Raw genomic sequence first — 24,454 nt, 5'->3', positions numbered from 1 at the left:
CGGCGGTTTTTCGTTTTGGGTTCGTGGCAGCCCGGTTCGAACGGCTGGTAAAAGTCGCGATTTGGACCAATTCCGTGTTTCTGGACAGGGTGCGGTGCGACCGCTAAAAGGCCAAGTCTATTTTCTGATGGATGTCGCCCAAAAGTGCGCAGCGGTTTTGGGACAACGACATGCATAGAAGCAAAACTTAAAGCGCGTCGACTGAATCCGTTTTCAGCGCGACGCGCTTTGATACCCAGAGCCCATTTTCCGCCGGTTCGCCGGCGGTTCTCTCGAAAAGGCAGCATTCATGAGTGGCGTGAACGAGATCCGGTCGACATTTCTCGACTACTTTCGCAAGGAGGGTCACGAGATCGTCGCGTCGAGCCCGCTGGTGCCGCGCAACGATCCGACGCTGATGTTCACCAACGCCGGCATGGTGCAGTTCAAGAACGTCTTCACTGGATTGGAGAGGCGGCCCTATTCGCGCGCCTCGACCGCCCAGAAGAGCGTTCGCGCCGGCGGCAAGCACAACGACCTCGACAATGTCGGCTACACCGCGCGCCATCTGACCTTCTTCGAGATGCTGGGCAATTTCTCCTTTGGCGACTACTTCAAGGAGCGCGCCATCGAGCTCGCCTGGAACCTGATCACCAAGGAATTCGGGCTGAACAAGGACAAGCTGCTGGTCACCGTCTATCACACGGACGATGAGGCGGCCGGCTTCTGGAAGAAGATCGCCGGGTTTTCCGACGACCGCATCATTCGCATCGCGACCTCGGACAATTTCTGGGCGATGGGCGACACCGGACCTTGTGGGCCGTGCTCGGAGATCTTCATCGACCGCGGCGAACACATCTGGGGCGGCCCTCCAGGCAGCCCGGAGGAGGATGGCGACCGTTTCCTCGAATTCTGGAACCTGGTGTTCATGCAGTATGAACAGGTGACGAAGGAGGAGCGTATCGACCTGCCGCGCCCGTCGATCGACACCGGCTTGGGCCTGGAGCGCATGGCGTCCATCCTGCAAGGGGTGGAGAGCGTCTTTGAGACCGATCTGTTCCGTCACCTGATCGACGCGGCGTCGTCCGCCATCGGGCACGGTCCCGACAAGGAGACGGTCGCATCCTTCCGCGTCATTGCCGATCATTTGCGCTCGTCCTCCTTCCTGGTCGCCGATGGCGTGCTGCCCTCGAACGAAGGCCGTGGCTATGTCCTGCGCCGCATCATGCGCCGCGCCATGCGCCATGCGCAGTTGCTCGGTGCCCGCGATCCGCTGATGTGGCGCCTGGTGCCGGCCCTGGTGCGCGAGATGGGCCAGGCCTATCCGGAGCTGGTGCGCGGCGAACAGTTGATAACCGAGACCCTGAAACTCGAGGAAACGCGGTTCCGCAAGACGCTGGTGCGCGGCCTCGGCCTGCTTGCGGAGGCGACGGAAACGCTGCACGCAGGCGACATGCTGGATGGCGAGACGGCCTTCAAGCTCTACGACACTTACGGATTCCCGCTCGACCTGACGCAGGACGCGCTGCGCCAGCGCAGCATCTCGGTCGATCTTGCCGGTTTCACCAATGCCATGGAGCGGCAGAAGACCGAAGCACGCGCCCACTGGGCAGGCTCCGGTGACGCGGCCACCGAGAGTGTGTGGTTCCCGGTGCGCGAGAAGGCCGGCGCCACCGAATTCCTCGGCTACGAGACCGAGCAGGCGGAAGGCCTCATCCAGGCGCTTGTCCGGGACGGCAAGACCGTCGACAGCGCAAGCAAGGGCGACGCGGTTGCCGTAGTCGTCAACCAGACGCCGTTCTATGCCGAGTCCGGCGGCCAGATGGGCGACACCGGCGTCATTTCTGGCGAGGGCTTCTCGATCGAGATTTCCGATACGCAGAAGAAGGCCGATGGGCTGTTCGTCCATCTCGGCAAGGTGGTCAGCGGCACAGTCAAGACGGGCGCTGCCGTCGAGCTGAAGGTCGACCATATCAGGCGCTCCAGGCTACGCGCGAACCATTCCGCGACGCATCTGATCCATGAGGCGCTGCGCGAGGTGCTCGGCAGCCATGTCGCGCAGAAGGGTTCGCTGGTTGCGCCCGAGCGCCTGCGCTTCGACATCTCGCACAACAAGCCGATTTCAGCAGAGGATCTCGAAGAGGTCGAGCGCATGGCGAACGAGATCGTCGTCCAGAACGGCCCGGTGAGCACGCGCCTGATGTCGGTCGACGACGCCATTGCCGAAGGCGCCATGGCGCTGTTTGGCGAGAAGTACGGCGATGAAGTGCGCGTCGTGTCGATGGGCACCGGCCTGCATGGCGCCAAGGCCAACCGGCCCTATTCGGTCGAGCTCTGCGGCGGCACGCATGTCATGGCGACCGGTGATATCGGTCTGGTGCGTGTCGTGTCGGACAGCGCGGTCGCCGCCGGCGTGCGCCGCATCGAGGCTTTGACCGGCGAAGCCGCACGCAAGCATCTCGACGAGCAGGACCGGCGTTTGAAATCGGTCGCCGCGACGCTGAAGATCTCGCCGGCCGACGTGCCGGCGCGTGTCGAGGCGCTGCTCGACGAGCGCAAGAAGCTCGAGAAGGAACTGTCCGAAGCGCGCAAGAAACTGGCGCTGGGCGGCGGAGCCGCGGCGGGTGCGCCGGCCGAGAACGAGACGGTGGCGGGCGTCGGCTTCCTCGGCAAGGCGGTCTCGGGTGTTTCGCCGAAGGATCTGAAGCCGCTGGCCGATGCCGGCAAGAGCTCGCTCGGTTCCGGCGTCGTCGTCTTCGTCGGCGCCGGCGAGGACAACAAGGCGAGCGTCGTGGTCGCTGTCACCGATGATCTGTTAAGCCGTTTCAGCGCCGTCGATCTGGTGCGCGTGGCCTCCGCCGCATTGGGCGGTCAGGGCGGCGGCGGGCGGCCCGACATGGCGCAGGCCGGTGGCCCCGACGCTTCGAAAGCCAGTGATGCGATCGCCGCGGTCAAGGCGGCGCTGGAGGCAGCCTGAAAGTCCCTGCATGAAGGTGCTCGTCCTTGGCGGCTACGGTCTGATCGGCGAAGCCGTCGTCGGCCGTCTGCTTCGCGACGGTCATCATGTGGCCGGCCTTGGTCGCGATGTTGTGGATGCCGAGCGGCGCTGGCCGGCGGTGCTCTGGATCGCCGCCGACATGTCGCGACTGCTTGCCGCTGAGGACTGGCTGCCGGTGGTCACCGGTATGGACGCAATCGTCAATGCGGCAGGCGCCTTGCAGGACGGCCCGCGCGATCGCCTCGACGCCATCCACCGGCACTCGGTGGTGGCGCTGGTCGCGGCATGCGAACAGGCCGGCGTGCGCCGTTTTGCGCAGATTTCCGCGATCGGCGCCGACCTCTCCTCTGCCGACGCTTTCTTCAACACCAAGGCGCAAGGCGACAAGGCTGTCGCAAGCTCTTCGCTGGAGTGGACGATCCTGCGTCCGGGTTTGGTGGTCGCGCCCGCCGCCTATGGCGGGACGGCACTTTTGCGCGCTCTTGCGGCCTTCCCCGGTTTTATCCCTGCCGTCATGTCGCGCCAGCCGATCCAGACCGTGGCGGTCACCGACGTTGCCGAAGCGGTCTCGCGCGCGGTCGCCGGATCGCTGCCGCCCCGTTCTGCCGTCGATCTCGTCGAAGCCGAGGCCAGACCGCTCGCCGATGTTCTCTCAGCCTTTCGGGCATGGCTTGGCCTGCCGCGGGCGAAGATCGTGCCGATACCGGCCATTGTCGGCCGGCTTGCGGCCGCCATTGCCGATGGCCTTGGCCTCCTTGGCTGGCGATCGCCTTTGCGCAGCGCAGCCCTTGCCGCGCTGGCGCGTGGCGTGACGGGCCATGCCGGGCCCTGGAACGAACTTTCCGATCATCCGCTGCAGCCGCTGGAAGCAACGCTGGCCGCCATGCCGGCCCATGTTCAGGAGCGATGGTTCGCGCGCCTCTGGCTGGCAAAACCGGTCATCTTCGGCTGCCTGGCCCTGTTCTGGCTTGCTTCGGGCATCATCGGCCTGATCCGGCAAGACGAGGCCGCTTCTATTCTTGTTTCACGCGGCGTGTCGGCGAATTTCGCCCATATGTCGGTTCTTGCCGGCGGTGCTGCGGATATCCTTGTCGGCGCGGCGGTTCTGGTCCGGCCTTTGGCGCGGCGAGCGCTGCTGGCGATGACTGCCATCACGCTGTTTTATCTGGCGGCGGCGACACTTCTCGTTCCTGAACTTTGGCTCGCGCCACTGGGGCCGCTGGTCAAGACGATCCCCATGCTGTGCCTGGTGCTTGTGGCGCTGGCGGTCCTCGACGAGCGATGAACCTCTGGGCCGACATACTGCGCTGGACGCATGTCATTGGCGCCACGGTTCTCTTTGGCACCGGCGCCGGGATCGCCTTCTTCATGCTGATGGCACAGCGCACCGGTCGCGCCGACCTCGTCGCCCATGTCGCGGGCACGGTTGTCGTCGCCGACACCATATTCACGGCAACGGCTGTCGTGGTGCAGCCGATATCAGGTGTGCTGTTGGCACGGGCAACGGGATGGCCGCTGTCCGAGGGCTGGATTGTGCTGTCCTTGCTGCTTTATGTCGTGACGGGTCTGTTCTGGCTGCCGGTGGTCTGGATTCAGATTCGGATGCGAAATCTGGCGCGACAGGCGGCCATCGAAAATCGACCGCTGCCCGCCGAGGAAAAGCGCCTTTTTCGCATCTGGTTTGCTTGCGGCTTCCCGGCTTTCGCTGCCGTGCTTGCCATCCTTTGGCTGATGGTCGCCCGGCCGGCGATCGGTCTTTTCGGAGGATGATGTGCCCACGCTGACCATGTACCAGGTCGATGCTTTTGCCGACCGCGCCTTTCAGGGCAACCCTGCTGCCGTCCTCATCTTGCAGGACTGGCTGGCGGACGATGTGATGCAGGCCATTGCAAACGAGAACAATCTTGCCGAAACCGCCTTTGCGCGGCCGAACGGCAAGGGCTGGGACTTACGCTGGTTCACGCCGGTTCACGAAGTCGACTTCTGTGGACACGCCACCCTGGCGACCGCCCATGTGCTGGCCTCGCAACACAAGGTGGCTGATGACATGGCCTTTGCCACGCGTGTGGGCGAGTTGCGGGTCTCTCAGCGGCAAGGCGCCTACCAGCTCGATCTGCCCTGTTTTCCGCCGCAGCCTGTCGATGGCCAAACCATGCTGGCGCTGCAGGAGATTTTGGCCCCGCATCCGGTTGTGGGCTTTCGTAATTTCGAGAACCTGTTCGTCGAGCTTGCCGACGAGCCATCCGTCCGGTCCTTCGTTCCCGATCTGCTCAGGATCGGAGCCTTCCACCCGCTTGGCCTTGTCATCACCGCACGCGGCCAAACGCATGATTTCGTATCCCGCTATTTCGTTCCTGGAGCTGGCATCCCCGAGGATCCGGTGACCGGCTCCATTCATGCGACGCTGGTGCCGTACTGGGCTGAAAAACTCAGGAAGACCCACCTGTCGGCGTTCCAGTGCTCACAGCGCGGCGGGCATCTGCTGTGTGATCTGGCCGGAGATCGCGTGCTGATCCAGGGTCGCGCCAAGACCTTCATGAAGGCGGAAATCTACCTTCCAGAGTGAACGGCGGACCCAGAATGAACGGCGGACCGGATGAACAACGGGCGGAGGCCGTTCAGGCCGCCGGACCACTCGCGGCAAAGCCTGGACGGGCCGCAATCCGGTCCCACCAGGCCTGGATCGCGGGGAACTCGGCGAGCAGCTTTTGCCCCTCACTGACCTTGACGAAATAACCGATGATCGGGGCGGCATGCAGATCGGCCAGCGTCAGCTGGTCGCCAAGCAACCATGGCCCCGGCGCTTTCAGCGAGGAGAGCGTCTGAAATGCCTTGCTCGCCTGCGAAAGCCCGTTGGCGATCAGCGCCTCGTCGGGTGCCTCCTTCTCCAGCCGCTCGACGGCGACATCCCAGACCATCGACCGATAGGCATAGGCGTCGAGCATGCCGATGATCTGGTTCATCCGCGCATGGCCGCGCGGATCCTTCGGTTGCAGCGCCGGTCCGTCAAAGGCTTCGTCGACATAGCGCGCAATCGCGCTCGTCTCGAAAAGGCGAAACCCGTCATGCTCGAAGGCCGGGATGCGGCCGAACGGGTGATGCTCGAAATACCAGGCGGGAATGCCCTCGGCGGCAAAGACATCGACCGGCACAAGCTCGTAGTCGATGCCCTTTTCCGCGAGCACGAGGCGGACGATGCGCACATAGACGCTGTAGTCCGCGCCGTAGAGGACGGGCTTGCCCATTGTCCAAGTCTCGGCCGGTTACGCCATCGCCTTCTGCAGGTTCTCGTCGATCTTGTCAAGGAAGCCGGTGGTTGAGAGCCAGGGCTGGTCGGGGCCGATCAGCAGCGACAGGTCCTTGGTCATGAAACCGCTCTCGACAGTCTGCACGCAGACCTTTTCCAGTGTCTCGGCAAAGCGCTTGAGCTCGGCATTGTCGTCGAGCTTGGCGCGGTGCGCGAGGCCGCGCGTCCAGGCAAAGATCGAGGCGATCGAATTGGTCGAGGTCTCCTCACCCTTCTGGTGCTGTCGGTAGTGGCGGGTGACGGTGCCGTGCGCGGCTTCGGCTTCCACCGTCTTGCCGTCCGGTGTCATCAACACCGAGGTCATCAGGCCGAGTGAACCAAAACCTTGCGCAACGGTGTCGGACTGGACGTCGCCGTCATAGTTCTTGCAGGCCCAGACATAGCCGCCGGACCATTTCAGGCTGGACGCCACCATGTCGTCTATCAGCCGGTGCTCGTACCACAGCTTCTTCGACTTGAACTCGGCCTCGAACTCAGCCTCGTAGACTTCCTGGAAGATGTCCTTGAAGCGCCCGTCATAGGCCTTGAGGATGGTGTTCTTGGTCGAGAGATAGACCGGATAGTTGCGCAGCAGGCCGTAGTTCAGCGAAGCGCGGGCGAACTCGCGGATGGAATCGTCGAGATTGTACATGGCCATGGCGACGCCGGCGCCCGGCGCATCGTAGACATCGTGCTCGATCACCTTGCCGTCCTCGCCGACGAACTTGATCGTCAGCTTGCCCTTGCCGGGAAAGCGGAAATCGGTGGCGCGGTACTGGTCGCCGAAGGCGTGACGGCCGACGATGATCGGCTTGGTCCAGCCGGGCACCAGGCGCGGTACGTTCTTCATGATGATCGGCTCGCGGAAGATGGTGCCGCCGAGGATGTTGCGGATGGTGCCGTTCGGCGACTTCCACATCTTCTTCAGCTTGAATTCCTCGACGCGCTGCTCGTCGGGCGTGATCGTCGCGCATTTCACGCCGACGCCGTATTTCTTAATGGCGTTGGCCGAATCGATGGTCACCTGGTCGTTGGTGGCGTCACGGTGCTCGATGCCGAGGTCGTAATATTCAAGCTTGAGGTCGAGATAAGGGTGGATCAGCTTGTCCTTGATGAACTGCCAGATGATGCGGGTCATCTCGTCGCCGTCGAGTTCGACGACCGGGTTCGCCACCTTGATCTTCGCCATGGAAAGAATGCCTCGTTCAACAGTTGGGTGATGGCGGGGCGGGCCCCGCCAGGGTAGGGACTTCGCCTATAGCAAAGCGATCCGAGCGGTGCAAACCGACGGCAGCGCAAGACGCAGGCTTCTGCTGTAGCGATCGGTAACAAAAAGGCGATGCCGCACTGCCCTTGAGAGGCAGGCGGCATCGCCTTTGTTCCATGCCGCCGCGAGGCGGCAGGCGCTTATTGCAATGGCGTACCGCCAGGGCCCGGGAATGCCGTGATCGGCGTGCCGTCGGCTACGTTGCCGGAGATCATGTTGTTCTTGAACGACTGGACGGCGCCGCTACCGGTATTGCTGACCCCGGTGACATTGCCGAACACCGTCGATCCGCCGAGAAAGGCGATGGCGCTTCCGTTGCCGCTGGCAGCGGCACCGTTCGCGTTGACGCCGGTGCCCGCATTGGCGCTGATCGTGTTGCCGACAATCGTCGCGCGCACCGGCGATGCCGCGGCGATGGATTTGATCGCCACGCCGTTGCCGGTGTTGCCGCTGATAAGGCTGCCGGTCAGCGTCATGTTCATGGCAACGGTGTTGCCGGTGCCGTCGACAAGAATGCCGCTGCCGCTGTTGGTAATTTCCACCTTCGAAAGGATGGCATTGATTCCAACGGCCCCAGTCGTCTTGATGAGAACGCCTTCAGCGCCTGCCTCGGCTATGCGTGTGTTGGTTATGTAGAGTTCGCTGTTTGCGGTGGGAAGAAATTCGACGCCGTTGCTGGCAAACCGCTCGATGTTGCAGTCCTCGATATGCAGTTGACCTTGACCGACCATACGCACGCCGTCGAGGCCGGTGCCCACACCGAATATGTCGAGGCCGCGAAGATGAACCGCGGCGCCGGCAGGCGCGTTGACGATGATGGCGTTCGTACCACTGACGAGCACACCCGCTTCAGTGTTCCTGCAGTCGATGGTGATGGATTTGGTGATGGTGACCCCGCCAAAACCGCCAGGGTCGATACAGTTGATTTCACCACTTACCGCCGTCTTCGAGATGGCACCGGCAAACGTCTTGCAAGGTGCCGTTCGGCTGCACGGATTGGCGTCGTCACCAACGCCGGAAACCCACGTCCGTGTCGCTTGCGCGGAAGCTGGCGCAATCAGCAAGGCTGACGCCAGTGCCAACACAGCGAGTGAAAGGAAAAACCGTACAATTTTCAATTGCCCCTCCTAGATTTTGGCCAACGCCCTCGTCGGCCATGGAAACCCGTGTCAAAATGCTTGGGGCATAAATAAATGACGGGAGCGTGCAGAACACACTCCATCTTCCAAATACCAACCGTCGATACACATTGAAAACCCAAGCGGTCGGGAGACTACCTTTTTCTAATTTGATTCTCCAGTGACGCGATGCGTCATCGTAAATAAATATGCATTCGGATCGTAGATGATTTTTACAAATGGAAAATATCGTCAATACCGACAGCGGGCACGGGCGGGTTCATTTGTCGACGGTTTGGGCCGCCATGGTCGAGCGGTGCAACCGGGCAGCGGAAGACGCAGGCTTCTGCTGTGGCGGTCGGGAACAAAGGGGCGATGCCGCACTACCCCGTGAGGGCAGCCGGCATCGCCTTTGTTCATGCTGCCGCGGAGGCGGCGGTCGCTTATTGCAGCGGCGTACCGCCAGGGCCCGCGAAGGCGGTGAGCGGTGTGCCGTCGGTTAAGTTGCCGGAGATCATGTTGTTCTTGAACGACTGGACGGCGCCGCTCCCGGTATTGCTGACCCCGGTGACATTGCCGAAGATCGTCGATCCGCCGAGAAAGGCGATGGCGCTTCCGTTGCCGCTGGCCGCCGCACCGTTCGCGTTGACACCGGTGCCGGCATTGGCGCTGATCGTATTGCCGGTAATCGTCGCGCGCACCGGCGATGCCGCGGCGACGGATTTGACCACCACGCCGTTGCCGGTATTGCCGCTGATAAGGCTGTTGGTCAGTGTCATGTTCATGGCCACGGTGTTGCCGGTGCCGTCGACAAGAATGCCACTGGCGCTGTTGGTAATTTCCACCCTCGAAAGGATGGCATTGATCCCAACGGCCCCAGTCGTTTTGATGAGAACGCCTTCAGCGCCTGTCTCGGCTATGCGCGTGTTGGTTATGTAGAGTTCGCTGTTCCCGTTGGCGAGAAATTCGACGCCGTTGCCGGCCATCCGCTCTATGTTGGAATCCTCGATATGCAATTGACCCTGGCCGATCATACGCACGCCGTCGAGGCCGTTGCCCACGCCGTTTATGCTGATGCCGCGAAGATGCACTGAGGAGCCGACGGGCGTGTTGACGACGATGCCGTTCACGAGGGACGCGAGCACACCACCTTCCGTGGTTTTGCAGTCGATGGTGATGGATTTGGTGATGGTAACCGCGCCAAAGCCGCCCGGGTCGAGACAGTCGATTTCGCCGGCCGTCGCCGTCTTCGAGATGGCGCCGGCAAACGTCTTGCAAGGTGCGGTTCGGCTGCACGGATTGGCGTCGTTGCCAACGCCGGAAACCCACGTCCGTGTCGCTTGCGCGGAAGCTGGCGCAATCAGGAAGATCGACGCCAGAACCAATACAGCGAGTGAAAGGAAAACCCGTACGACGTTCATTTACCCCTCCTAGGTTTTGGCTGACGCTTCGTCGGCCATTGAATCCCGTGTTGGATGCTTGGGGCATAGCTAAATGACAGGAGCGTGCAAAACACACTCCATCGTTCAAAATACTATTCGTCGATAAAAATTGAACCCAAGCGGTTTCGATATTACCGCTTTCTAAATTGGTTTCCCAGTCACGCGATGCGTCATCGTAAATAAATGATCATTCGGATCGTAGATGATTTCTACAAATGGAAAATATCGTCAATAGCAACAGCGAGCACGGGCCGATCCATTTGTCAGCGGTTTGGGGGCGTCATGGTTGAGCCATTTGCCGCAATGAGACCAGATGTCTTGTCGCTAACAGCACGAGTGCGATGCCGCATCCCACCAATCTCTTGAGGGACGGAGTGCGCGGCTCATCTGCTTGTACAAGCCTGGCATCTGCGCGAACACCCGGTGACGCGCAACTGGATTTTCGCGCAAACCAGGGGGAGCGACATAAGGGTATTTGTCAGTCAGACGGCCGATAACTCTTCAAAAAGCCGCATCGATATGGCAGGACGCGCAGACTTCGTGGCGCAATCACCTGGAACACATGGCAGGAACGGACTTTCAGCGCGGCCTCATGACCGCCGGCCCGGCGATCATCCTCGTCGAGCCGCAGCTCGGTGAGAACATCGGCATGGTGGCGCGTGCGATGGCCAATTTCGGTCTGTCGGAACTGCGCCTGGTCAACCCTCGCGACGGTTGGCCGAGCGAGAAGGCGCGCGCGGCCGCCAGCCGCGCTGACCATGTCATCGACGCCGTGAAAGTGTTCGACGATCTGGCCTCGGCGCTCGCCGATCTGAACTTTGTTTTCGCAACCACGGCCAGGCAGCGCGATGGCTTCAAATCCGTGCGCGGCCCGGTGGAAGCGGGCAGGGTGCTCCGGACCCGTCACGCAATGGGGCAGCGCACCGGCATCCTGTTCGGCCGCGAGCGCTTCGGCCTCTACAATGACGAGGTCGGCCTTGCCGACGAGATCGTCACCTTCCCGGTCGATCCCGATTTCTCCTCGCTCAACATCGCCCAGGCGGCCTTGCTGATGTCCTATGAATGGATGAAGTCCGGCCTGGAAGACGAGACCAGAACCAATTTTTCCGGTCCGGACATGAAGCCGGCGAGCAAGGAAGAGCTGCACGGCCTGTTCGCCTATCTCGAAGGCGCGTTGGAAGCGCGCGGTTATTTCCGTCCCGCAGCGAAAAAGCCGAAGATGGTCGACAATCTGCGCGCCGTGCTGACGCGTGCCGGCTTTGCTGAGCCGGAGCTGAAGGTGCTGCGTGGCATCATTTCGTCCTTGGACAGGTTTTCACCGGCGATGCCGCGTGGCGAGGGATCGCCGGGCGACGATCCAAGACGATTGCCGGCGGCCGTGGCGCGCGCCCGCAAGGCGGAAGGCGATCGCCTGGCAGACAAGGCCACCGGCACCGGTAAAGACGACGACATGCCGCCGCTCGGTGGAAAGGGAACCGACAATGACTGAGCGGCCGATCCTGATGTTCGATTCCGGCATCGGCGGGCTCACCGTGCTGCGCGAGGCGCGCGTGCTGATGCCTGACCGCCGCTTTGTTTATGTCGCCGATGATGCCGCCTTTCCCTATGGCGCCTGGGAGGAACCGGCCCTCAACGCCCATATCCTTGGCCTGTTCGGCGCGCTGCTGGAAAAATTCCAGCCCGAGATTTCGGTCATCCCGTGTAACACCGCCTCGACGCTGGTGATCGACGCGTTGCGCGAGAAATTCCCCGGCCACCCCTTTGTCGGCACGGTGCCGGCGATCAAGCCGGCGGCGGAACGTACGCGCTCAGGGCTCGTCTCGGTGCTGGCGACACCGGGCACGGTCAAGCGTCAATACACGCGCGACCTGATCAGCAAATGGGCGCAGAAATGCCATGTGCGGCTCGTCGGCTCGGACCGGCTGGCACCGCTGGCGGAAATCTACATGCGCGAGGGGTTCGTCGACGAGGAGATCGTCCGCAAGGAGATCGCGCCATGCTTCGTCGAGAAGGACGGCGCCCGCACCGACATCGTCGTGCTCGGCTGCACGCATTATCCCTTCCTGGCCAACCGCATGCGCAAGACCGCGCCCTGGCCGGTCGACTGGATCGATCCGGCCGAAGCGATCGCCCGCCGTGCCATGTCGCTGCTGGCGCCGGTCGACGGGCCATTGCCGGTGGGTGAACCTGACATTGCTGTCTTCACCTCCGGCAAGGTGGATTTCGCCACCAGCCGGCTGATGCAGGGGTTCGGGCTGGTCGTGAGCTAGATGGCGGCGGAAACGTCTGCCACTTAAACAGGTTCGAAGACGATGCTGCGTTGATCTGGATCGGCCAAGACCAGCCTTAGTGTCAGATCGTCGCCCTGTCTAAGCCCGGAGGCTTTTACGTTGGCAACGACAGGCATGTCGGCAAGCTGAACGCGCACGCCATGGTCGACGACGTCGGTGACAGCAGCTTTGAACGTCTCGCCCTCGCGTCCCTTCAGCATTACCGCCTCGGCAAGGTCGATAGCCGCGTGGTTGATCTGCGAAGCGCGGCTATCCGCACGCCCCATCACCTGCGGCAATCTGGCGAACGCGTCGGTGACAGCCTGGGACACCGGCTGGCCATTGGCGATGGCCAGCGCGCAGCGCACGACGTAGCGATCGGCCAGTCGCCTGAGTGGCGCCGTTGCATGGGCATAGGTCGCTGCCATCGCCTCATGCCAGGGGACAACACCTTCTTTATAGGGTTGGTAGGATGCGCCGGCGCTTGCATGGCGGATTTCCAGCATCAGCGCCGCCTGTTGCGGATCGGTCGGGTCAAGGGTTCGCTGATAGTCGCGCAAGCTGGTGGAGGCCGGCCAAGACAGCCCGAGAGCCTGTGCCGCGCTGCGCAGTCTTTGCACCCTGAAAGCATCTGGCTCCGACATCACCCGAAACAACCCGGTATGGTGCGCAAACATGGCGTCGGCAATCGCCATGTTTGCAGCCAGCGAAAGCGCGGCGTTGTCTTGCTCGGATTGCAGCAGCGGTCTGAACGAAAGCCGGAATGTACCATCGGCGAGCCTTTCAACCTCCTGCTCGGGTGGGTCGACGCGCGAAGCACCACGACGCTCTTCGTTCATTGCCATGCGTCGCGCCATTTCGGCGAAGCCGGCCGGAACGTCGGAGGCCTTCACACGGTCATAGGCGAGTTTCGCGCGGCTTTGAATGATTGCCCGCTCCGCGCCGTCCAACTTCGTCGCACCGTCCTGCGCAACCCGAACCGTGAAGACAACCGCTGGCCGCGATCCATCCGGCAACAGGCTCGCTGCACCCTCGGCAATTACCGGCGGGTAGAGCCCGGCCTTGCCGTCCGGCAAGTAAAGCGTCTCGCCCCGCGTCCAGGCTTCGAGATCGATCGCGTCACCGTCCTCGACGAACCAGGCTACGTCGGCAATGGCGTAATGCAGCAGAAGATCGCCGCCGCTCGCCTCGATTGAGAACGCCTGATCAAGATCGGTGGAGCTCGCCGGATCGAGCGTGACGAAGGGCATCGCTGTTCGATCGGCATGCTGGTTGGGCACACGTTTGGCCGCCGCCTCCGCGGCGGCCATTACGACTAGCGGAAATCCATCTGGCACGTGGAATTCGGTGCGGATTTTCGCCAGGCCAGTGGAGAGAGCTTGTGAGGGATCGGTCAGAGATTTCATTCAGCCGTCCTACACTGGGGTTCCAGACACGGGAAGGCTGCCAACGAAAATCACCAAGCCTGACCACGTGGCGACCTGGCGCCAAGCAGGCCGGGAACCGAGCCACCGGGGCTGGAACCGTCACCGAAGCGGGGCGTTTCTTCTAAGAGCAACGGAGAAACAGCCATGCCAGCGACCTCGAAAGCCCAGCAGAAAGCCGCCGGCGCCGCTCTGTCGGCCAAGCGCGGCGACACCAAAAAGAGCGAGCTCAAAGGCGCTTCGAAGGAAATGTATGAATCGATGAGCGAAAAACAGCTCGAGGAATTCGCCGAGACGAAGCGCAAGGGACTGCCGGAAAAGAAGTCGGACAGCTGACCCTGGTACAGCTGACCTTGGGAGCGTCGCCCGGCACCAAAATGAAAGCCCGCGGATCAAACCGCGGGCTTCGATCATTGCGATGGATGGGTTATTTCCCCGTCAACCGGGCCCGGACTGATATCACCAGCCGTGGCAGCGCCGTACCCTGTGGACGATCACTCTGCGGTGACCATGCCGCCACACCACTCTCTTCGTCACGATGATGCGGCAAACCTGATGGTGTCCGTGCCAATGACGCGCCATCGCCGGTTCCGGCGCCACCGCCATCGAGCCCGCAAGCACCGCAGCGCCTGCCAGGGTAAGGAAGAATTTCTTCACAAGAATCATGCTGCTCTAGCTCCAGTCCCTTCCTGGTGCCGTTGGCGCAAACCTGCCGCCATATCCGGCATCGCATCTACGCTCAGATCGGTATAGGGTTGCATTCCGGTGCGCTATTCAAAAGCTTGACACCGGTTAAATCTCGGTTTAACCAGCCGCCACCACCGGGCAGCGATGTCCGGTGTTTGTTTTGTATGCGCAAGATCAGAGTGCCTAGTCGTTTCTGATCTTGTTTGAAATGACGTGTCCCGTGGGTTTTCCGCCGCGTTGCGTGGGAAAACCCTGTCAGGTCTCGAAAACGGAGGCCAGAGGAGGGCGCGTTTCCTTCACCCGGACCATGAGGTTCCGGGTGTGTTGTTTTGAAAAGGGAATGCGATGAGCAAGCGCGAATCCGCGAAGTACAAGATCGACCGCCGTCTTGGCGAAAATATCTGGGGCCGCCCGAAATCCCCGGTCAACAAGCGTGAATACGGTCCCGGCCAGCATGGTCAGCGCCGCAAGGGCAAGCTTTCCGATTTCGGCCTGCAGCTGCGCGCCAAGCAGAAGCTGAAGGGTCACTATGGCGACGTTTCGGAAAAGCAGTTCCGCAAGGTCTATGAAGAGGCCGATCGCCGCAAGGGCGATACCTCCGAGAACCTGATCGGTCTGCTCGAGTCGCGTCTTGACGCGGTCGTCTACCGCTCCAAGTTCGTGCCGACGATTTTCGCCGCCCGTCAGTTCGTCAATCACGGCCACGTCAACGTCAACGGCAAGCGCGTCAACATCGGCTCGTACCGCTGCAAGCCGGGCGACGTCATCGAAGTCCGCGAAAAGTCGAAGCAGTTGGTCATCGTTCTGGAATCGGTGGGCTTGGCCGAACGCGACGTGCCGGACTACATCGAAGCCGATCACAACAAGATGGTCGCGACCTTCTCGCGCATTCCCGGCCTTGCTGACGTTCCGTTCGCCGTGCAGATGGAACCGAACCTGGTCGTCGAATTCTATTCGCGCTAAGCGACGAATTCTATTCGCGCTGAGCGACGCATTTGCGACACCATCCAAAGGCCGCCCGTCGAGGCGGCCTTTTCTTTGTCTGCCATGTCCGCTAATCCGGGCGATCCGAGCAATTTCAGGAAAAGTGCGAACCGGTTTTCCGTCCGGAATTGCTCCGAACAAAGTGTCCACCGAAAGCGACATGCCATGAACATGCTGCCAGACATCGAAACGCTTGAACCGATTGCCGACAGCGAAGGCGGCTTCCATCCGCTGTTTGCCGATGTGCCGTCCTCGGTCGAGTTCAACAAATTGCGCAAGCGGCTGCTGCGTCTCACCCGCCAGGCCATCGAGGATTTCTCGATGGTCAAGCCCGGCCAGCGCTGGCTGGTAGCGCTGTCGGGCGGCAAGGATTCCTACGGGCTGCTCGCTGTGCTGCTCGACCTCAAATGGCGCGGGCTGTTGCCTGTCGAGTTGCTGGCCTGCAACCTGGACCAGGGCCAGCCGAATTTCCCCAAACACATCCTGCCCGACTATCTCGACAGTCACGCCATACCGCACCGGATCGAGTATCAGGACACCTATTCCGTCGTCACCGACAAGCTGCCCGAGGGCAGCACCTATTGCTCGCTCTGCTCGCGGCTCAGGCGCGGTCATCTCTATCGCATCGCGCGGGAAGAGGGGTGCTCGGCGCTGGTGCTTGGCCACCATCGCGAGGACATTCTGGAAACCTTCTTCATGAACCTGTTCCATGGCGGTCGTCTTGCCGCCATGCCGCCAAAACTGCTCAACGACGAGGGCGACGTCATGGTGCTGCGGCCGCTGAGCTACTGCGCTGAAACCGACCTTGAGAAATTTGCCGCGGCGATGCAGTTCCCGATCATTCCCTGCGATCTCTGCGGCAGTCAGGAAGGCCTGCAGCGCAACGCCATGAAGGCGATGCTCGAGGATATCGAAAAGCGCATGCCTGGCCGCAAGGACACCATGCTGCGTGCGCTGTCCAACGGCAGGCCGTCGCACCTGCTCGACAGAAAACTGTTCGACTTCGCAGCGCTCAACGACACCCTCACCACCAGGCAAGATATTTCCAATGACATTTGACGACACCGCGATCGACTGGCTGGCCGGCATTCTGGCCGAGGCAGCCCAGGCCGAGATCATGCCGCGCTTTCGCCGGCTGGGCGACGGCGACGTCCGGCAGAAGACCTCGGCCGCCGATCTGGTGACCGAGGCCGACGTGAATGCCGAGCGCCTGATCACCACCAGGCTGCGCGAGCGTTATCCTTCGGCGATGGTGGTCGGCGAGGAAGCCTGTTCCGACGATCCGGCGCTGCTCGATGGCCTGGGCGATGCCGATCTGGCTTTCGTCATCGACCCGGTGGACGGCACTTTCAACTTCGCATCCGGCGTGCCGCTGTTCGGCGTCATGTTGGCGGTCGTGGTCAAGGGCGAAACCGTTGTCGGCATCATCCACGATCCGGTCGGTAAGGACTGGCTGATTGGCGCCAAGGGCGCCGGCAGCCATATCAGGCATGCGCATGGCAGCCTGGAAAAGGTGCACGTAGTGGCGCCTGCGCCGATCTCGGAAATGACCGGCTCTGTCTCCTGGCAATACATGCCAGAACCGGAGCGCTCGCGGCTGGCGCGCAACCAGACGAAGATCCTGTCGCAATTCGCCTATCGCTGCGCGGCGCACGAATACCGCCTCTTGGCCAGCGGCCATGCCCATTTCGTCGTCTACAACAAGCTGATGCCGTGGGATCATCTGGCCGGTGTGCTGATCCATGCCGAGGCCGGCGGCCACGCCGCGCGTTTCGACGGCAGCGCCTATCTGCCCTCACATCTCGGCGGTGGTCTGCTGGTCGCGCCCGACCAGCAAAGCTGGCACGAATTGCGCCGCGAACTCTGGGCAGAATAGATTCCTGCGGTCAGCGTTGAACCGGCGGGTTGCCGGCTGAAAGATCGAAACAACAATTAATGCAAGTCGGTGATGTGCCCTGAGACGGGCGGGTTGTGCGGCTGGAACATCTTGCCGCGCTCGGCAATGAAAATCATCAGCAGCGCTGCGACTGAGACGCTGCAGAAGCCGGCGGCCAATGGCGTCACCGTGCCGTTGAAAGCCTGACCGATCAGCGTGCCGAGAATGCCGCCGAGAAAGGTCTGCATGAAGCCCAGGATGGACGATGCCGTGCCGGCCAGTTGGCCGAGCGGCTCCATCGCCAACGCGTTGAAATTGGCGCCAAGTGCACCGAACGGAAGCATGGCGCCGGCAAAGAAGGTGATGAAAAGCCAGAGTGGCATCTTCATTTCAAGCGAAACGACCAGCCAGGCCAGGCTGATGACCAGAAACAACAGCAGCGCGCTCTGCGACAGGCGGCGCATGCCGATGCGGCCGACAAGGCGCGAGTTCAGATAGTTGGAGAAAGCAAGCACGCCCGCAACCCCGGCGAAGATGACCGGGAACATCTCGCCGACGTTGAATATGTCGACATAAATCTGCTGCGCCGAGGCGATGAAGCCGAACATGGCGCCGAAGACGAAAGTGCTGGCGAAGGCGTAGCAGAGTGCTATGCGATTGGTCAGCACGATGCGGAACCCGCCGACGACGGATGAAACCGTCAGTGGCCTGCGATACTCCGGATGCAGCGTTTCTGGCAGGCGCAGCAGCGACCACGCAGACACGATCAGAGCGCCGACCGCCATGGTGACGAAGATCCAATGCCAGGTTGCGAACAGCATGATGAACTGGCCGATGCCGGGAGCAATGACCGGTATCGCCATGAACACCATGAAGATCAGCGACATCACCTCGGCCATGCGCCGGCCATCGAACGTATCACGCACGATCGAGACGGCAATGACGCGGGTCGCGGCCGCACCAATGCCTTGCACGGCCCGGCACAGCAGAAGCGTTTCAAAGCTTGGCGCAACAGCAGCCGCTGCAGCGGCGGCGACATAGATCACCAGCCCGGCCACCAGTGGCGCGCGCCGTCCGAAACGATCCGAGATCGGACCGAAGAAAAGCTGGCCGCCGCCGAAGCCCAGAATATAGGCTGTTATGACATATTGCCGATGGTTTTCATTCTCGACGCCGAGCGAAGCGCCGATCTGCTGCAGGGCCGGCAGCATGATGTCGATGGCCAGCGAGTTCAGCGCCATCAGCGCGGCGCACAGCGCGATGAACTCCCAGCGCGGAATGGGCAGCTTGCTCGCCGATTGCGGCGCTACTGATGGCTGGTCCACGGCAAGTCCGATCTCTCAAACGAAAAACGCGCCGGCGGGCCGGCGCATTGGCTCGTCCTGGTCCCGATATCCGGGACATAAAATTGCCGAGGTGGGGCTGCCCTGGCGCCTGGTGCACGAACCGAAAATCGACATCGATTTTCGGTTCATGCAAGAAACTGAAATCAGGCGGCGCCTTTGACGCTTACGCCCTTCTCGACGAGGAACGTCTGCAGTTCGCCTGCCTGGAACATCTCGCGGATGATGTCGCAGCCGCCGACGAATTCACCCTTGACGTAAAGCTGCGGGATTGTCGGCCAATTGGAATATTCCTTGATGCCTTGGCGCAGCTCGGCCGAGGTCAGCACGTCCACGCCTTTGTAGTCGGCGCCGATATAGTCGAGGATCTGGACGACCTGGCCGGAAAATCCGCACTGCGGAAAACCGGGCGTGCCCTTCATGAAAAGGACGACGTCGTTGCCCTTCACTTCGCTGTCGATGTAGTCGTTGATACCGCTCATGGAATATCCTTTCCCGCCTGTGGGAGTCAGGCTCGAAACATACCTTTCAAATAAACCCAACGATTGCTCGAAACAAGACGTTAGCCGTGCCGCGGCTGAAATGGCGCAAAGGATGGGCCGTGTTGGGCCAAGCGGCTGTTGCGACACCGGTCTCCAATCGGATGTCAGCGTGCCGATGTTATTTGCTGGCCACGCACGCAGATGAACGCCGGCGCTAGGCTCAGTTCGGCAAAACCGGGGGGCGGCGGTTTATGCAGATTAGTCGGGAACGCTGGTCTGCAGCGCCAGCGCGTGCAGCACGCCGCCCATATTGCCCTTCAGCGCGTCATAGACCATCTGGTGCTGCTGGACGCGGCTCTTGCCGCGAAAGCTCTCGGCCACCACCTCGGCCGCGTAATGGTCGCCATCGCCGGCCAGATCGCGGATCGTCACCTTGGCGTCCGGAATGCCGTCCTTGATCAGTTTTTCGATGTCGTGGGCATCCATTGCCATGGCAAAATCCTGTTTCGAGCGGCCGGTAGCCGACCATCTGATAAGAGTCGGACGAGCCTAAAGCCTTTCTGGTCCGGATTGAAGCCGTTCAGTCTTGCCACAGGCAAGAAGACCTGGAGCCCTCAGGGGCAGACTTAGGCTGGTGGGCTTGCTTCGTCCTCGGCAGCATCCTCGCGCGTCGAAAAAGCGCGGCCAAGGCTAAAGGCCAGCACATAGAGCGGAACGTTGATAATCAGGCTTACGATGGGGAGATAGCTCGTCATTCGCCAGAACGGCGAGAAGAATGGCTGACCGTAGCCATCGCAGACAAGCGAGGAGCCGTATTCCCACAGCGCTCCAACGACCACCGCGGCGGCGAAAAGCTTAATGCAGGTGACAATATGCCTTGCTCGCGCGGGCTCTGGCAAAAGCCGGCCCCATAGCACCAGGCAAACGATCGGAACGGCATAGATCAAGTTCTGCACCGCAAGCATCGGAATGGTTCCATTGGCCGCGGCGAGGAACTCGGCACGTGTTTCCAGCCGGGCGCAAACCTCGCTCGAGGTCGTCGACAGCAGGAACAAGACGAACGGCCCGAGGAACCAGAAGAAGAACAGCGACGGCCAGAAAACGACTGCAAGCAGCGCCCGGGCAGCCAGCCTGCTCAACTGGCCTGATCCATGAAGCGGGGGAACCAGCCTTCGTGCGCGGCGCTCAGTTCGCTGACCGGGATCGCCCGCGCCTCGCCAAGCTTCAGCGCGCTGCCGCCGGTCGAGCCGATCCATGGCGCGAAGATGCCGAGTTCGCCTTGCTGCTTACGGATGGCGTCCCATTCTTCGCCATGCGGATCGATCGACAGCGTCAGGAGATAGCGGCCCTGATCCTCGCCGAACCAAACTGGGATCGGATCGGTGCCGACGAGCCCGGGAACGGTGGCGCCGATGCCGGACGCCATCGCCATTTCGGCCAAGGCCACGGCGATGCCGCCGTCGGAAACGTCATGCGCCGCCGTGACGATGCCGGACGCAATCAACGCGCGCACATGGTCGCCAACGCGTTTTTCATGCTCGAGGTCGACCGGCGGCGGCGGGCCGTCGCTGCGCCCATGGATATCGCGCATATAGACCGATTGGCCGAGATGCGTTCCCCAGAAAGCGGGCGCACCAACCAGCAGGATCATCTGGCCTTGCGCCGCAAAGCCGGTGCGCACCATCTTCGACCAGTCGGCGATCAGACCAACACCGCCGATGGTCGGCGTCGGCAGGATGCCCTGGCCGTTGGTCTCGTTGTAGAGCGAGACATTGCCGGAGACGATCGGGAAGCCGAGTGCGCGGCAGGCGTCGCCGATGCCTTTCACCGCGCCGACCAGTTGGCCCATGATGTCGGGCCGTTCCGGATTGCCGAAATTGAGGTTGTCTGTGGCCGCCAGCGGCAGCGCGCCGGTGGCGGTCAGGTTGCGCCAGCATTCGGCCACCGCCTGCTTGCCGCCCTCATAAGGGTCGGCTTCGCAATAGCGCGGCGTGACGTCGGAGGAGAAAGCGAGCGCCTTGGTGGGATGGCCGTCGACGCGCACCACGCCGGCGTCGCCGCCGGGAAGCTGCAGCGAATTGCCCTGGATCAGCGTGTCATACTGCTCCCAGACCCAGCGGCGCGACGAAAGATCCGGTCCGCCGAGCAGCTTCAACAGCGCCTCTGCGACATCGGCCTGCGGAACGTCGTTGGCGGCAAGCGGCGCCGGCTTTTTGGATTCGACCCAAGGCCTGTCGTATTCCGGTGCCTTGTCGCCAAGATCCTTGATCGGCAGGTCGGCGACCTCGTCGCCCTGGTGCAGCACGCGAAAACGCAGATCGTCAGTGGTCTTGCCGACAATGGCGAAGTCGAGGCCCCATTTGTGGAAGATCGCCTCGGCTTCCTTTTCCTTTTCGGGGCGCAGCACCATCAGCATGCGCTCCTGGCTTTCCGACAGCATCATCTCATAGGCGCTCATGCGCTCTTCGCGTACCGGCACCTTGTCGAGATCGAGCTCGATGCCGAGATCGCCCTTGGCGCCCATCTCGACCGCCGAGCAGGTGAGGCCGGCCGCACCCATGTCCTGGATGGCGATGACCGCACCCGAGGCCATCAGTTCGAGGCAGGCTTCCAGCAGGCACTTTTCGGTGAAGGGGTCGCCGACCTGCACGGTCGGGCGCTTCTCGTCGATCTTGTCGTCGAATTCGGCCGACGCCATGGTGGCGCCACCGACGCCATCGCGGCCGGTCTTGGCGCCGAGATAGACGACAGGCAGGCCGACGCCCTTGGCTTCCGACAGGAAGATGGCATTTGTCTTGGCTATGCCGGCAGCAAAAGCGTTGACCAGGATGTTGCCATTGTAGCGGGCGTCGAAATTGACCTCGCCGCCGACCGTCGGCACGCCGAAGGCGTTGCCATAGCCGCCGACGCCGGAAACCACACCGGAGACGAGGTGCCTGGTCTTGGGATGGTCAGGCGCGCCGAAGCGCAGCGCATTCATCGCCGCGATCGGCCGCGCGCCCATGGTGAAGACGTCGCGCAATATGCCGCCGACGCCGGTCGCCGCACCTTGATAGGGCTCGATGAAGGAGGGATGGTTGTGGCTCTCCATCTTGAAGACGACGCAGTCGCCGTCGCCGATGTCGACCACGCCGGCATTCTCGCCCGGCCCCTGGATCACCTGCGGGCCTGTCGTCGGCAAGGTGCGCAGCCATTTCTTCGAGGATTTGTACGAACAATGCTCGTTCCACATTGCCGAGAAGATGCCGAGTTCGGTGAAGCTCGGCTCGCGCCCGACGAGGTCGAGGATGCGCTGATACTCGTCGGGCTTCAGCCCATGCGCGGCGATGAGCTCGGGGGTGATCGGCACGGAATTGGAAATGGTCATGGGCGGCGATTTGTATCCGGGGCGTTGGGATTTGAGTCCCGTCTTATCGCAAGCTTTGAGGCCGATACACCCATGGATCGACGAAAAACGCGCGAAAGCCGGACAAAGCCACAGGGCAATCCCCAACAGGTAGCGATCCCCCGCGCGCGATGCGCCTCATGGTTCAGGAGAAGCTGTCGTAGCCGGCGCGGCCCTCATCCAGCAGACGCCTGATGACCGCGACGCCTTCGGCGATGTCCTTGCGTTGTCTCGGCTGTGAAACGCCGAAGCGGACGCCATGGAAAACCTGCTCGGAGCGGCCGGCCTTGAACTCGTCCTCGTCGTCGATCAGCACGCCATGTTCGAGACAGGCGTTCTTGAAAGTGCCGGAAAGCCACGGGTCGGGTAGGGTCAGCCAGACAAAGGGCACCTTTTCGTGTGACTTGAACGCGAAGCCGGCCAGTGTCTCGCGCACGATCGCGATGCGGGCGCTGATTTCGGCGATACTGCGTTTGCGTATCTCGTCCGCCTGGCCGGACAGCACCAGCCGGGTATTCACCTCCGCCAGCAGGAAGGGCATGCCGCCGGTCATCATCTTGTGGGCGACGCGGATGCGATGGCGATAGGCGGGCGGGCAGGACAGCCAGCCGCCGCGCACACCCGCCGCCACCGATTTCGACAGGCCGCCGGCGACAATGGTGCGTTCGGGCGCGTATTCGGCCAGCAGCGGCGTCGGATCATCGGTCAAGTTGCCGTAGAGATCGTCCTCGATGAGAACGACATTGTATTCGCGCGCGACACGCGCGATCGCCTCGCGACGTGACGCCGACAAGGTCACCAGGGTGGGATTCTGCGCCGTCGGCATCAGGAAGATCATTTTGGGATGCTTTTGCGCGCAGACGCGCTCGAAATCGGCCGGGTCGATGCCCTGGTCATCCGACGCCACCAGCGCGGTGCGCCGGCCGATCAGCCCGGCACTGCGGGAAATCTGCGAGTAGGTGAGGTGCTCGAAGGCGACATAATCGCCGGGCGTTGTCAGCGCTGCGATTGCCGCCATCACCGCGGCATGGGTGCCGAGCGTGGGGACAATGGCGTCGGCTTTTGGGCGGAAGGAATTGCGCGACAGCCAGCGGGCGCCGGCTTCGTACCAGCGGTCCGGAAAATCCCGTGTGTAGCTTGAAATCTCATGCGGATGGTCCTGCGCCGTGCGCGACAGGACATCGGCGACGACGGCGCCCTGGCCGATGTCGGGCGCTGCCGTGCTGTCGAAACGCAGCTTGCCGCGCGGCGCATCGATATAGCGTGTGCCTTCGCCGCTGACGTCGGGAGCTAGCAAGTCCGGCTTTGGGCCGTCAGCGCGCTGGCCGAGCACATAGGTTCCACGCCCGACTTCGCCGCTCACCAGCCCGCGCTCGCGCAGCAATTGATAGGCCCGGCCGACCGTGCCGACAGTGGTGCCGATGTCGTAGGCGAGGTCGCGTTGCGGCGGCAGCTTTGCCCCTGCGTCGATCACCCGCCGGTCGATGTCCGTTTCGATGGAATCCGCAAGCCGCTGATACAGCGGCCCGGAGCCGGCGGTGAGATCTGGAAGCCAATTTGTCATGGTGACAATTTTCTATATTGCACCGAATTGTGAGTCAATACATATCAGCCCTGCGCCAAAAAGGGTGCAATTGAGAATTCTGGTAGAAAGAAAATGAATACAATCGCTACAATCCGCCCTTCGAGAGCCGAGTTGTCAGGCCAATCGACACGCCCATCGGGCCGGCGCGGCTTTTCCGGCCGGCTGGTGCATGTGGTCAGGTCGCTGGCGAAATGGATCGACCATCTGCTGGAGCGTCGGCGCAGCCGGCTGGTGCTGCTGGAAATGACCGATGATCAGCTCAAGGACATCGGCGTCTCGCGCTGCGATGCCCACCGCGAGGGTATCAGGCCGTTCTGGGATTGACCGT

At 62.2% G+C, this 24,454-nt stretch carries 23 protein-coding genes; 11 read left to right on the top strand and 12 right to left on the bottom strand.

The features are described from left to right. Nucleotides 1–289: 289 nt before the first annotated feature. The 4 genes from alaS to ACFFNA_RS11510 are packed head-to-tail and all read left to right on the top strand — an operon-like array spanning nt 290 to nt 5,543. The gene (gene alaS, locus ACFFNA_RS11525; protein ID WP_378918256.1) at nt 290–2,956 is read left to right on the top strand and encodes an alanine--tRNA ligase; all 2,667 of its coding nucleotides are present in this window, start codon (nt 290–292) and stop codon (nt 2,954–2,956) included. 10 nt (nt 2,957–2,966) lie between these two features. Next, nucleotides 2,967–4,262: an SDR family oxidoreductase gene (locus tag ACFFNA_RS11520; protein ID WP_378918254.1), complete on the top strand. Its 1,296-nt coding sequence runs from the start codon at nt 2,967–2,969 to the stop codon at nt 4,260–4,262. Next, complete coding sequence (locus ACFFNA_RS11515) at nt 4,259–4,747, top strand: DUF2269 family protein (RefSeq protein ID WP_378918252.1); 489 nt, start codon at nt 4,259–4,261, stop codon at nt 4,745–4,747. The genes ACFFNA_RS11520 and ACFFNA_RS11515 overlap by 4 nt, the downstream gene beginning before the upstream one ends. A 1-nt stretch (nt 4,748) precedes the next feature. Next, a complete protein-coding gene (locus tag ACFFNA_RS11510; RefSeq protein ID WP_378918250.1) occupies nt 4,749–5,543 on the top strand; it encodes a PhzF family protein in 795 nt (264 codons plus the stop codon). A gap of 52 nt (nt 5,544–5,595) precedes the next feature. Here ACFFNA_RS11510 and ACFFNA_RS11505 read toward each other — a convergent pair whose 3' ends face one another. The 4 genes from ACFFNA_RS11505 to ACFFNA_RS11490 all read right to left on the bottom strand — a co-directional run bounded on the left by ACFFNA_RS11505 (nt 5,596) and on the right by ACFFNA_RS11490 (nt 10,069). After that, a complete protein-coding gene (locus tag ACFFNA_RS11505) occupies nt 5,596–6,222 on the bottom strand; it encodes a glutathione S-transferase family protein (protein ID WP_378918248.1) in 627 nt (208 codons plus the stop codon). Nucleotides 6,223–6,240: 18 nt separating this feature from the next. Further along, complete coding sequence (locus tag ACFFNA_RS11500) at nt 6,241–7,452, bottom strand: NADP-dependent isocitrate dehydrogenase (protein WP_378918246.1); 1,212 nt, start codon at nt 7,450–7,452, stop codon at nt 6,241–6,243. Nucleotides 7,453–7,670: 218 nt separating this feature from the next. Next, a complete protein-coding gene (locus tag ACFFNA_RS11495; protein WP_378918245.1) occupies nt 7,671–8,648 on the bottom strand; it encodes a right-handed parallel beta-helix repeat-containing protein in 978 nt (325 codons plus the stop codon). Nucleotides 8,649–9,091: 443 nt separating this feature from the next. Continuing rightward, on the bottom strand, nt 9,092–10,069 hold the full coding sequence (locus tag ACFFNA_RS11490) for a right-handed parallel beta-helix repeat-containing protein (RefSeq protein WP_378918243.1): 978 nt from the start codon (nt 10,067–10,069) through the stop codon (nt 9,092–9,094). 583 nt (nt 10,070–10,652) lie between these two features. On the opposite strand from ACFFNA_RS11490, the gene ACFFNA_RS11485 reads away from it, so the two are divergent. Beyond that, a complete protein-coding gene (locus tag ACFFNA_RS11485) occupies nt 10,653–11,579 on the top strand; it encodes an RNA methyltransferase (RefSeq protein ID WP_378918241.1) in 927 nt (308 codons plus the stop codon). Next, nucleotides 11,572–12,360 (top strand): glutamate racemase, encoded by a 789-nt coding sequence (murI, locus tag ACFFNA_RS11480; protein ID WP_378918239.1) that lies wholly within the window; start codon nt 11,572–11,574, stop codon nt 12,358–12,360. The genes ACFFNA_RS11485 and murI overlap by 8 nt, the downstream gene beginning before the upstream one ends. Before the next feature lie 23 nt (nt 12,361–12,383). On the opposite strand, the gene ACFFNA_RS11475 is transcribed toward murI, so the two are convergent. Next, complete coding sequence (locus ACFFNA_RS11475) at nt 12,384–13,766, bottom strand: RNB domain-containing ribonuclease (protein WP_378918237.1); 1,383 nt, start codon at nt 13,764–13,766, stop codon at nt 12,384–12,386. A 165-nt stretch (nt 13,767–13,931) separates the two neighbouring features. Here ACFFNA_RS11475 and ACFFNA_RS11470 point away from each other — a divergent pair, with 165 nt between their 5' ends. Next, nucleotides 13,932–14,120, top strand: a complete 189-nt coding sequence (locus ACFFNA_RS11470; protein ID WP_378918235.1) for a DUF3008 family protein — start codon at nt 13,932–13,934, stop codon at nt 14,118–14,120. Between the two features lie 123 nt (nt 14,121–14,243). Here ACFFNA_RS11470 and ACFFNA_RS11465 read toward each other — a convergent pair whose 3' ends face one another. Beyond that, the gene (locus tag ACFFNA_RS11465; RefSeq protein WP_245445589.1) at nt 14,244–14,450 is read right to left on the bottom strand and encodes a hypothetical protein; all 207 of its coding nucleotides are present in this window, start codon (nt 14,448–14,450) and stop codon (nt 14,244–14,246) included. 366 nt (nt 14,451–14,816) lie between these two features. On the opposite strand from ACFFNA_RS11465, the gene rpsD reads away from it, so the two are divergent. From rpsD to ACFFNA_RS11450, 3 genes are all read left to right on the top strand, one after another. Further along, nucleotides 14,817–15,434 carry a 30S ribosomal protein S4 gene (gene rpsD / locus ACFFNA_RS11460; protein WP_027028657.1) on the top strand — a complete coding sequence of 206 codons (618 nt, stop codon included), beginning with the start codon at nt 14,817–14,819 and terminating at the stop codon, nt 15,432–15,434. Nucleotides 15,435–15,620: 186 nt separating this feature from the next. Continuing rightward, complete coding sequence (gene ttcA / locus ACFFNA_RS11455) at nt 15,621–16,514, top strand: tRNA 2-thiocytidine(32) synthetase TtcA (protein WP_378918232.1); 894 nt, start codon at nt 15,621–15,623, stop codon at nt 16,512–16,514. Further along, nucleotides 16,504–17,331, top strand: coding sequence for an inositol monophosphatase family protein (locus ACFFNA_RS11450; RefSeq protein ID WP_378918231.1), 828 nt, complete (start codon nt 16,504–16,506; stop codon nt 17,329–17,331). The genes ttcA and ACFFNA_RS11450 overlap by 11 nt, the downstream gene beginning before the upstream one ends. Before the next feature lie 56 nt (nt 17,332–17,387). On the opposite strand, the gene ACFFNA_RS11445 is transcribed toward ACFFNA_RS11450, so the two are convergent. From ACFFNA_RS11445 to ACFFNA_RS11420, 6 genes are all read right to left on the bottom strand, one after another. Beyond that, nucleotides 17,388–18,656, bottom strand: coding sequence for a multidrug effflux MFS transporter (locus ACFFNA_RS11445; RefSeq protein WP_378918229.1), 1,269 nt, complete (start codon nt 18,654–18,656; stop codon nt 17,388–17,390). A gap of 164 nt (nt 18,657–18,820) precedes the next feature. Beyond that, entirely contained in the window at nt 18,821–19,156 is a 336-nt protein-coding gene (gene grxD / locus ACFFNA_RS11440; protein ID WP_029353656.1) for a Grx4 family monothiol glutaredoxin, read from the bottom strand. Between the two features lie 258 nt (nt 19,157–19,414). Further along, nucleotides 19,415–19,648 (bottom strand): BolA/IbaG family iron-sulfur metabolism protein, encoded by a 234-nt coding sequence (locus ACFFNA_RS11435; RefSeq protein WP_010909092.1) that lies wholly within the window; start codon nt 19,646–19,648, stop codon nt 19,415–19,417. 134 nt (nt 19,649–19,782) lie between these two features. Then, entirely contained in the window at nt 19,783–20,295 is a 513-nt protein-coding gene (locus ACFFNA_RS11430; RefSeq protein ID WP_378918223.1) for a hypothetical protein, read from the bottom strand. Beyond that, the gene (purL, locus tag ACFFNA_RS11425) at nt 20,292–22,523 is read right to left on the bottom strand and encodes a phosphoribosylformylglycinamidine synthase subunit PurL (protein WP_378918221.1); all 2,232 of its coding nucleotides are present in this window, start codon (nt 22,521–22,523) and stop codon (nt 20,292–20,294) included. Before purL ends, ACFFNA_RS11430 begins: the two co-directional genes overlap by 4 nt. Nucleotides 22,524–22,686: 163 nt before the next feature. Beyond that, nucleotides 22,687–24,105, bottom strand: coding sequence for an aminotransferase-like domain-containing protein (locus ACFFNA_RS11420; protein WP_378918219.1), 1,419 nt, complete (start codon nt 24,103–24,105; stop codon nt 22,687–22,689). A 93-nt stretch (nt 24,106–24,198) separates the two neighbouring features. Between ACFFNA_RS11420 and ACFFNA_RS11415 the strand changes: the two genes are divergently transcribed. Then, nucleotides 24,199–24,450, top strand: a complete 252-nt coding sequence (locus ACFFNA_RS11415) for a DUF1127 domain-containing protein (protein ID WP_378918217.1) — start codon at nt 24,199–24,201, stop codon at nt 24,448–24,450. The last annotated feature ends 4 nt before the right edge of the window (nt 24,451–24,454 follow it).

Source organism: Mesorhizobium kowhaii (genome assembly GCF_042431665.1).
Classification (GTDB): domain Bacteria; phylum Pseudomonadota; class Alphaproteobacteria; order Rhizobiales; family Rhizobiaceae; genus Mesorhizobium; species Mesorhizobium kowhaii.
Note: the sequence above shows the minus strand (reverse complement) of the source record. Positions and strands in the feature narration are given on the sequence as shown.

Bases quoted from the DNA above. Each gene is read 5' to 3' on its own strand.
- alaS (WP_378918256.1), top strand. From the start codon at position 290: ATGAGTGGCGTGAACGAGATCCGGTCGACATTTCTCGACTACTTTCGC.
- ACFFNA_RS11520 (WP_378918254.1), top strand. From the start codon at position 2,967: ATGAAGGTGCTCGTCCTTGGCGGCTACGGTCTGATCGGCGAAGCCGTC.
- ACFFNA_RS11515 (WP_378918252.1), top strand. From the start codon at position 4,259: ATGAACCTCTGGGCCGACATACTGCGCTGGACGCATGTCATTGGCGCC.
- ACFFNA_RS11505 (WP_378918248.1), bottom strand. From the start codon at position 6,222: ATGGGCAAGCCCGTCCTCTACGGCGCGGACTACAGCGTCTATGTGCGC.
- ACFFNA_RS11500 (WP_378918246.1), bottom strand. From the start codon at position 7,452: ATGGCGAAGATCAAGGTGGCGAACCCGGTCGTCGAACTCGACGGCGAC.
- ACFFNA_RS11490 (WP_378918243.1), bottom strand. From the start codon at position 10,069: ATGAACGTCGTACGGGTTTTCCTTTCACTCGCTGTATTGGTTCTGGCG.
- ACFFNA_RS11485 (WP_378918241.1), top strand. From the start codon at position 10,653: ATGGCAGGAACGGACTTTCAGCGCGGCCTCATGACCGCCGGCCCGGCG.
- murI (WP_378918239.1), top strand. From the start codon at position 11,572: ATGACTGAGCGGCCGATCCTGATGTTCGATTCCGGCATCGGCGGGCTC.
- ACFFNA_RS11475 (WP_378918237.1), bottom strand. From the start codon at position 13,766: ATGAAATCTCTGACCGATCCCTCACAAGCTCTCTCCACTGGCCTGGCG.
- ACFFNA_RS11470 (WP_378918235.1), top strand. From the start codon at position 13,932: ATGCCAGCGACCTCGAAAGCCCAGCAGAAAGCCGCCGGCGCCGCTCTG.
- ACFFNA_RS11465 (WP_245445589.1), bottom strand. From the start codon at position 14,450: ATGATTCTTGTGAAGAAATTCTTCCTTACCCTGGCAGGCGCTGCGGTG.
- rpsD (WP_027028657.1), top strand. From the start codon at position 14,817: ATGAGCAAGCGCGAATCCGCGAAGTACAAGATCGACCGCCGTCTTGGC.
- ttcA (WP_378918232.1), top strand. From the start codon at position 15,621: ATGAACATGCTGCCAGACATCGAAACGCTTGAACCGATTGCCGACAGC.
- ACFFNA_RS11450 (WP_378918231.1), top strand. From the start codon at position 16,504: ATGACATTTGACGACACCGCGATCGACTGGCTGGCCGGCATTCTGGCC.
- grxD (WP_029353656.1), bottom strand. From the start codon at position 19,156: ATGAGCGGTATCAACGACTACATCGACAGCGAAGTGAAGGGCAACGAC.
- ACFFNA_RS11435 (WP_010909092.1), bottom strand. From the start codon at position 19,648: ATGGCAATGGATGCCCACGACATCGAAAAACTGATCAAGGACGGCATT.
- purL (WP_378918221.1), bottom strand. From the start codon at position 22,523: ATGACCATTTCCAATTCCGTGCCGATCACCCCCGAGCTCATCGCCGCG.
- ACFFNA_RS11420 (WP_378918219.1), bottom strand. From the start codon at position 24,105: ATGACAAATTGGCTTCCAGATCTCACCGCCGGCTCCGGGCCGCTGTAT.
- ACFFNA_RS11415 (WP_378918217.1), top strand. From the start codon at position 24,199: ATGAATACAATCGCTACAATCCGCCCTTCGAGAGCCGAGTTGTCAGGC.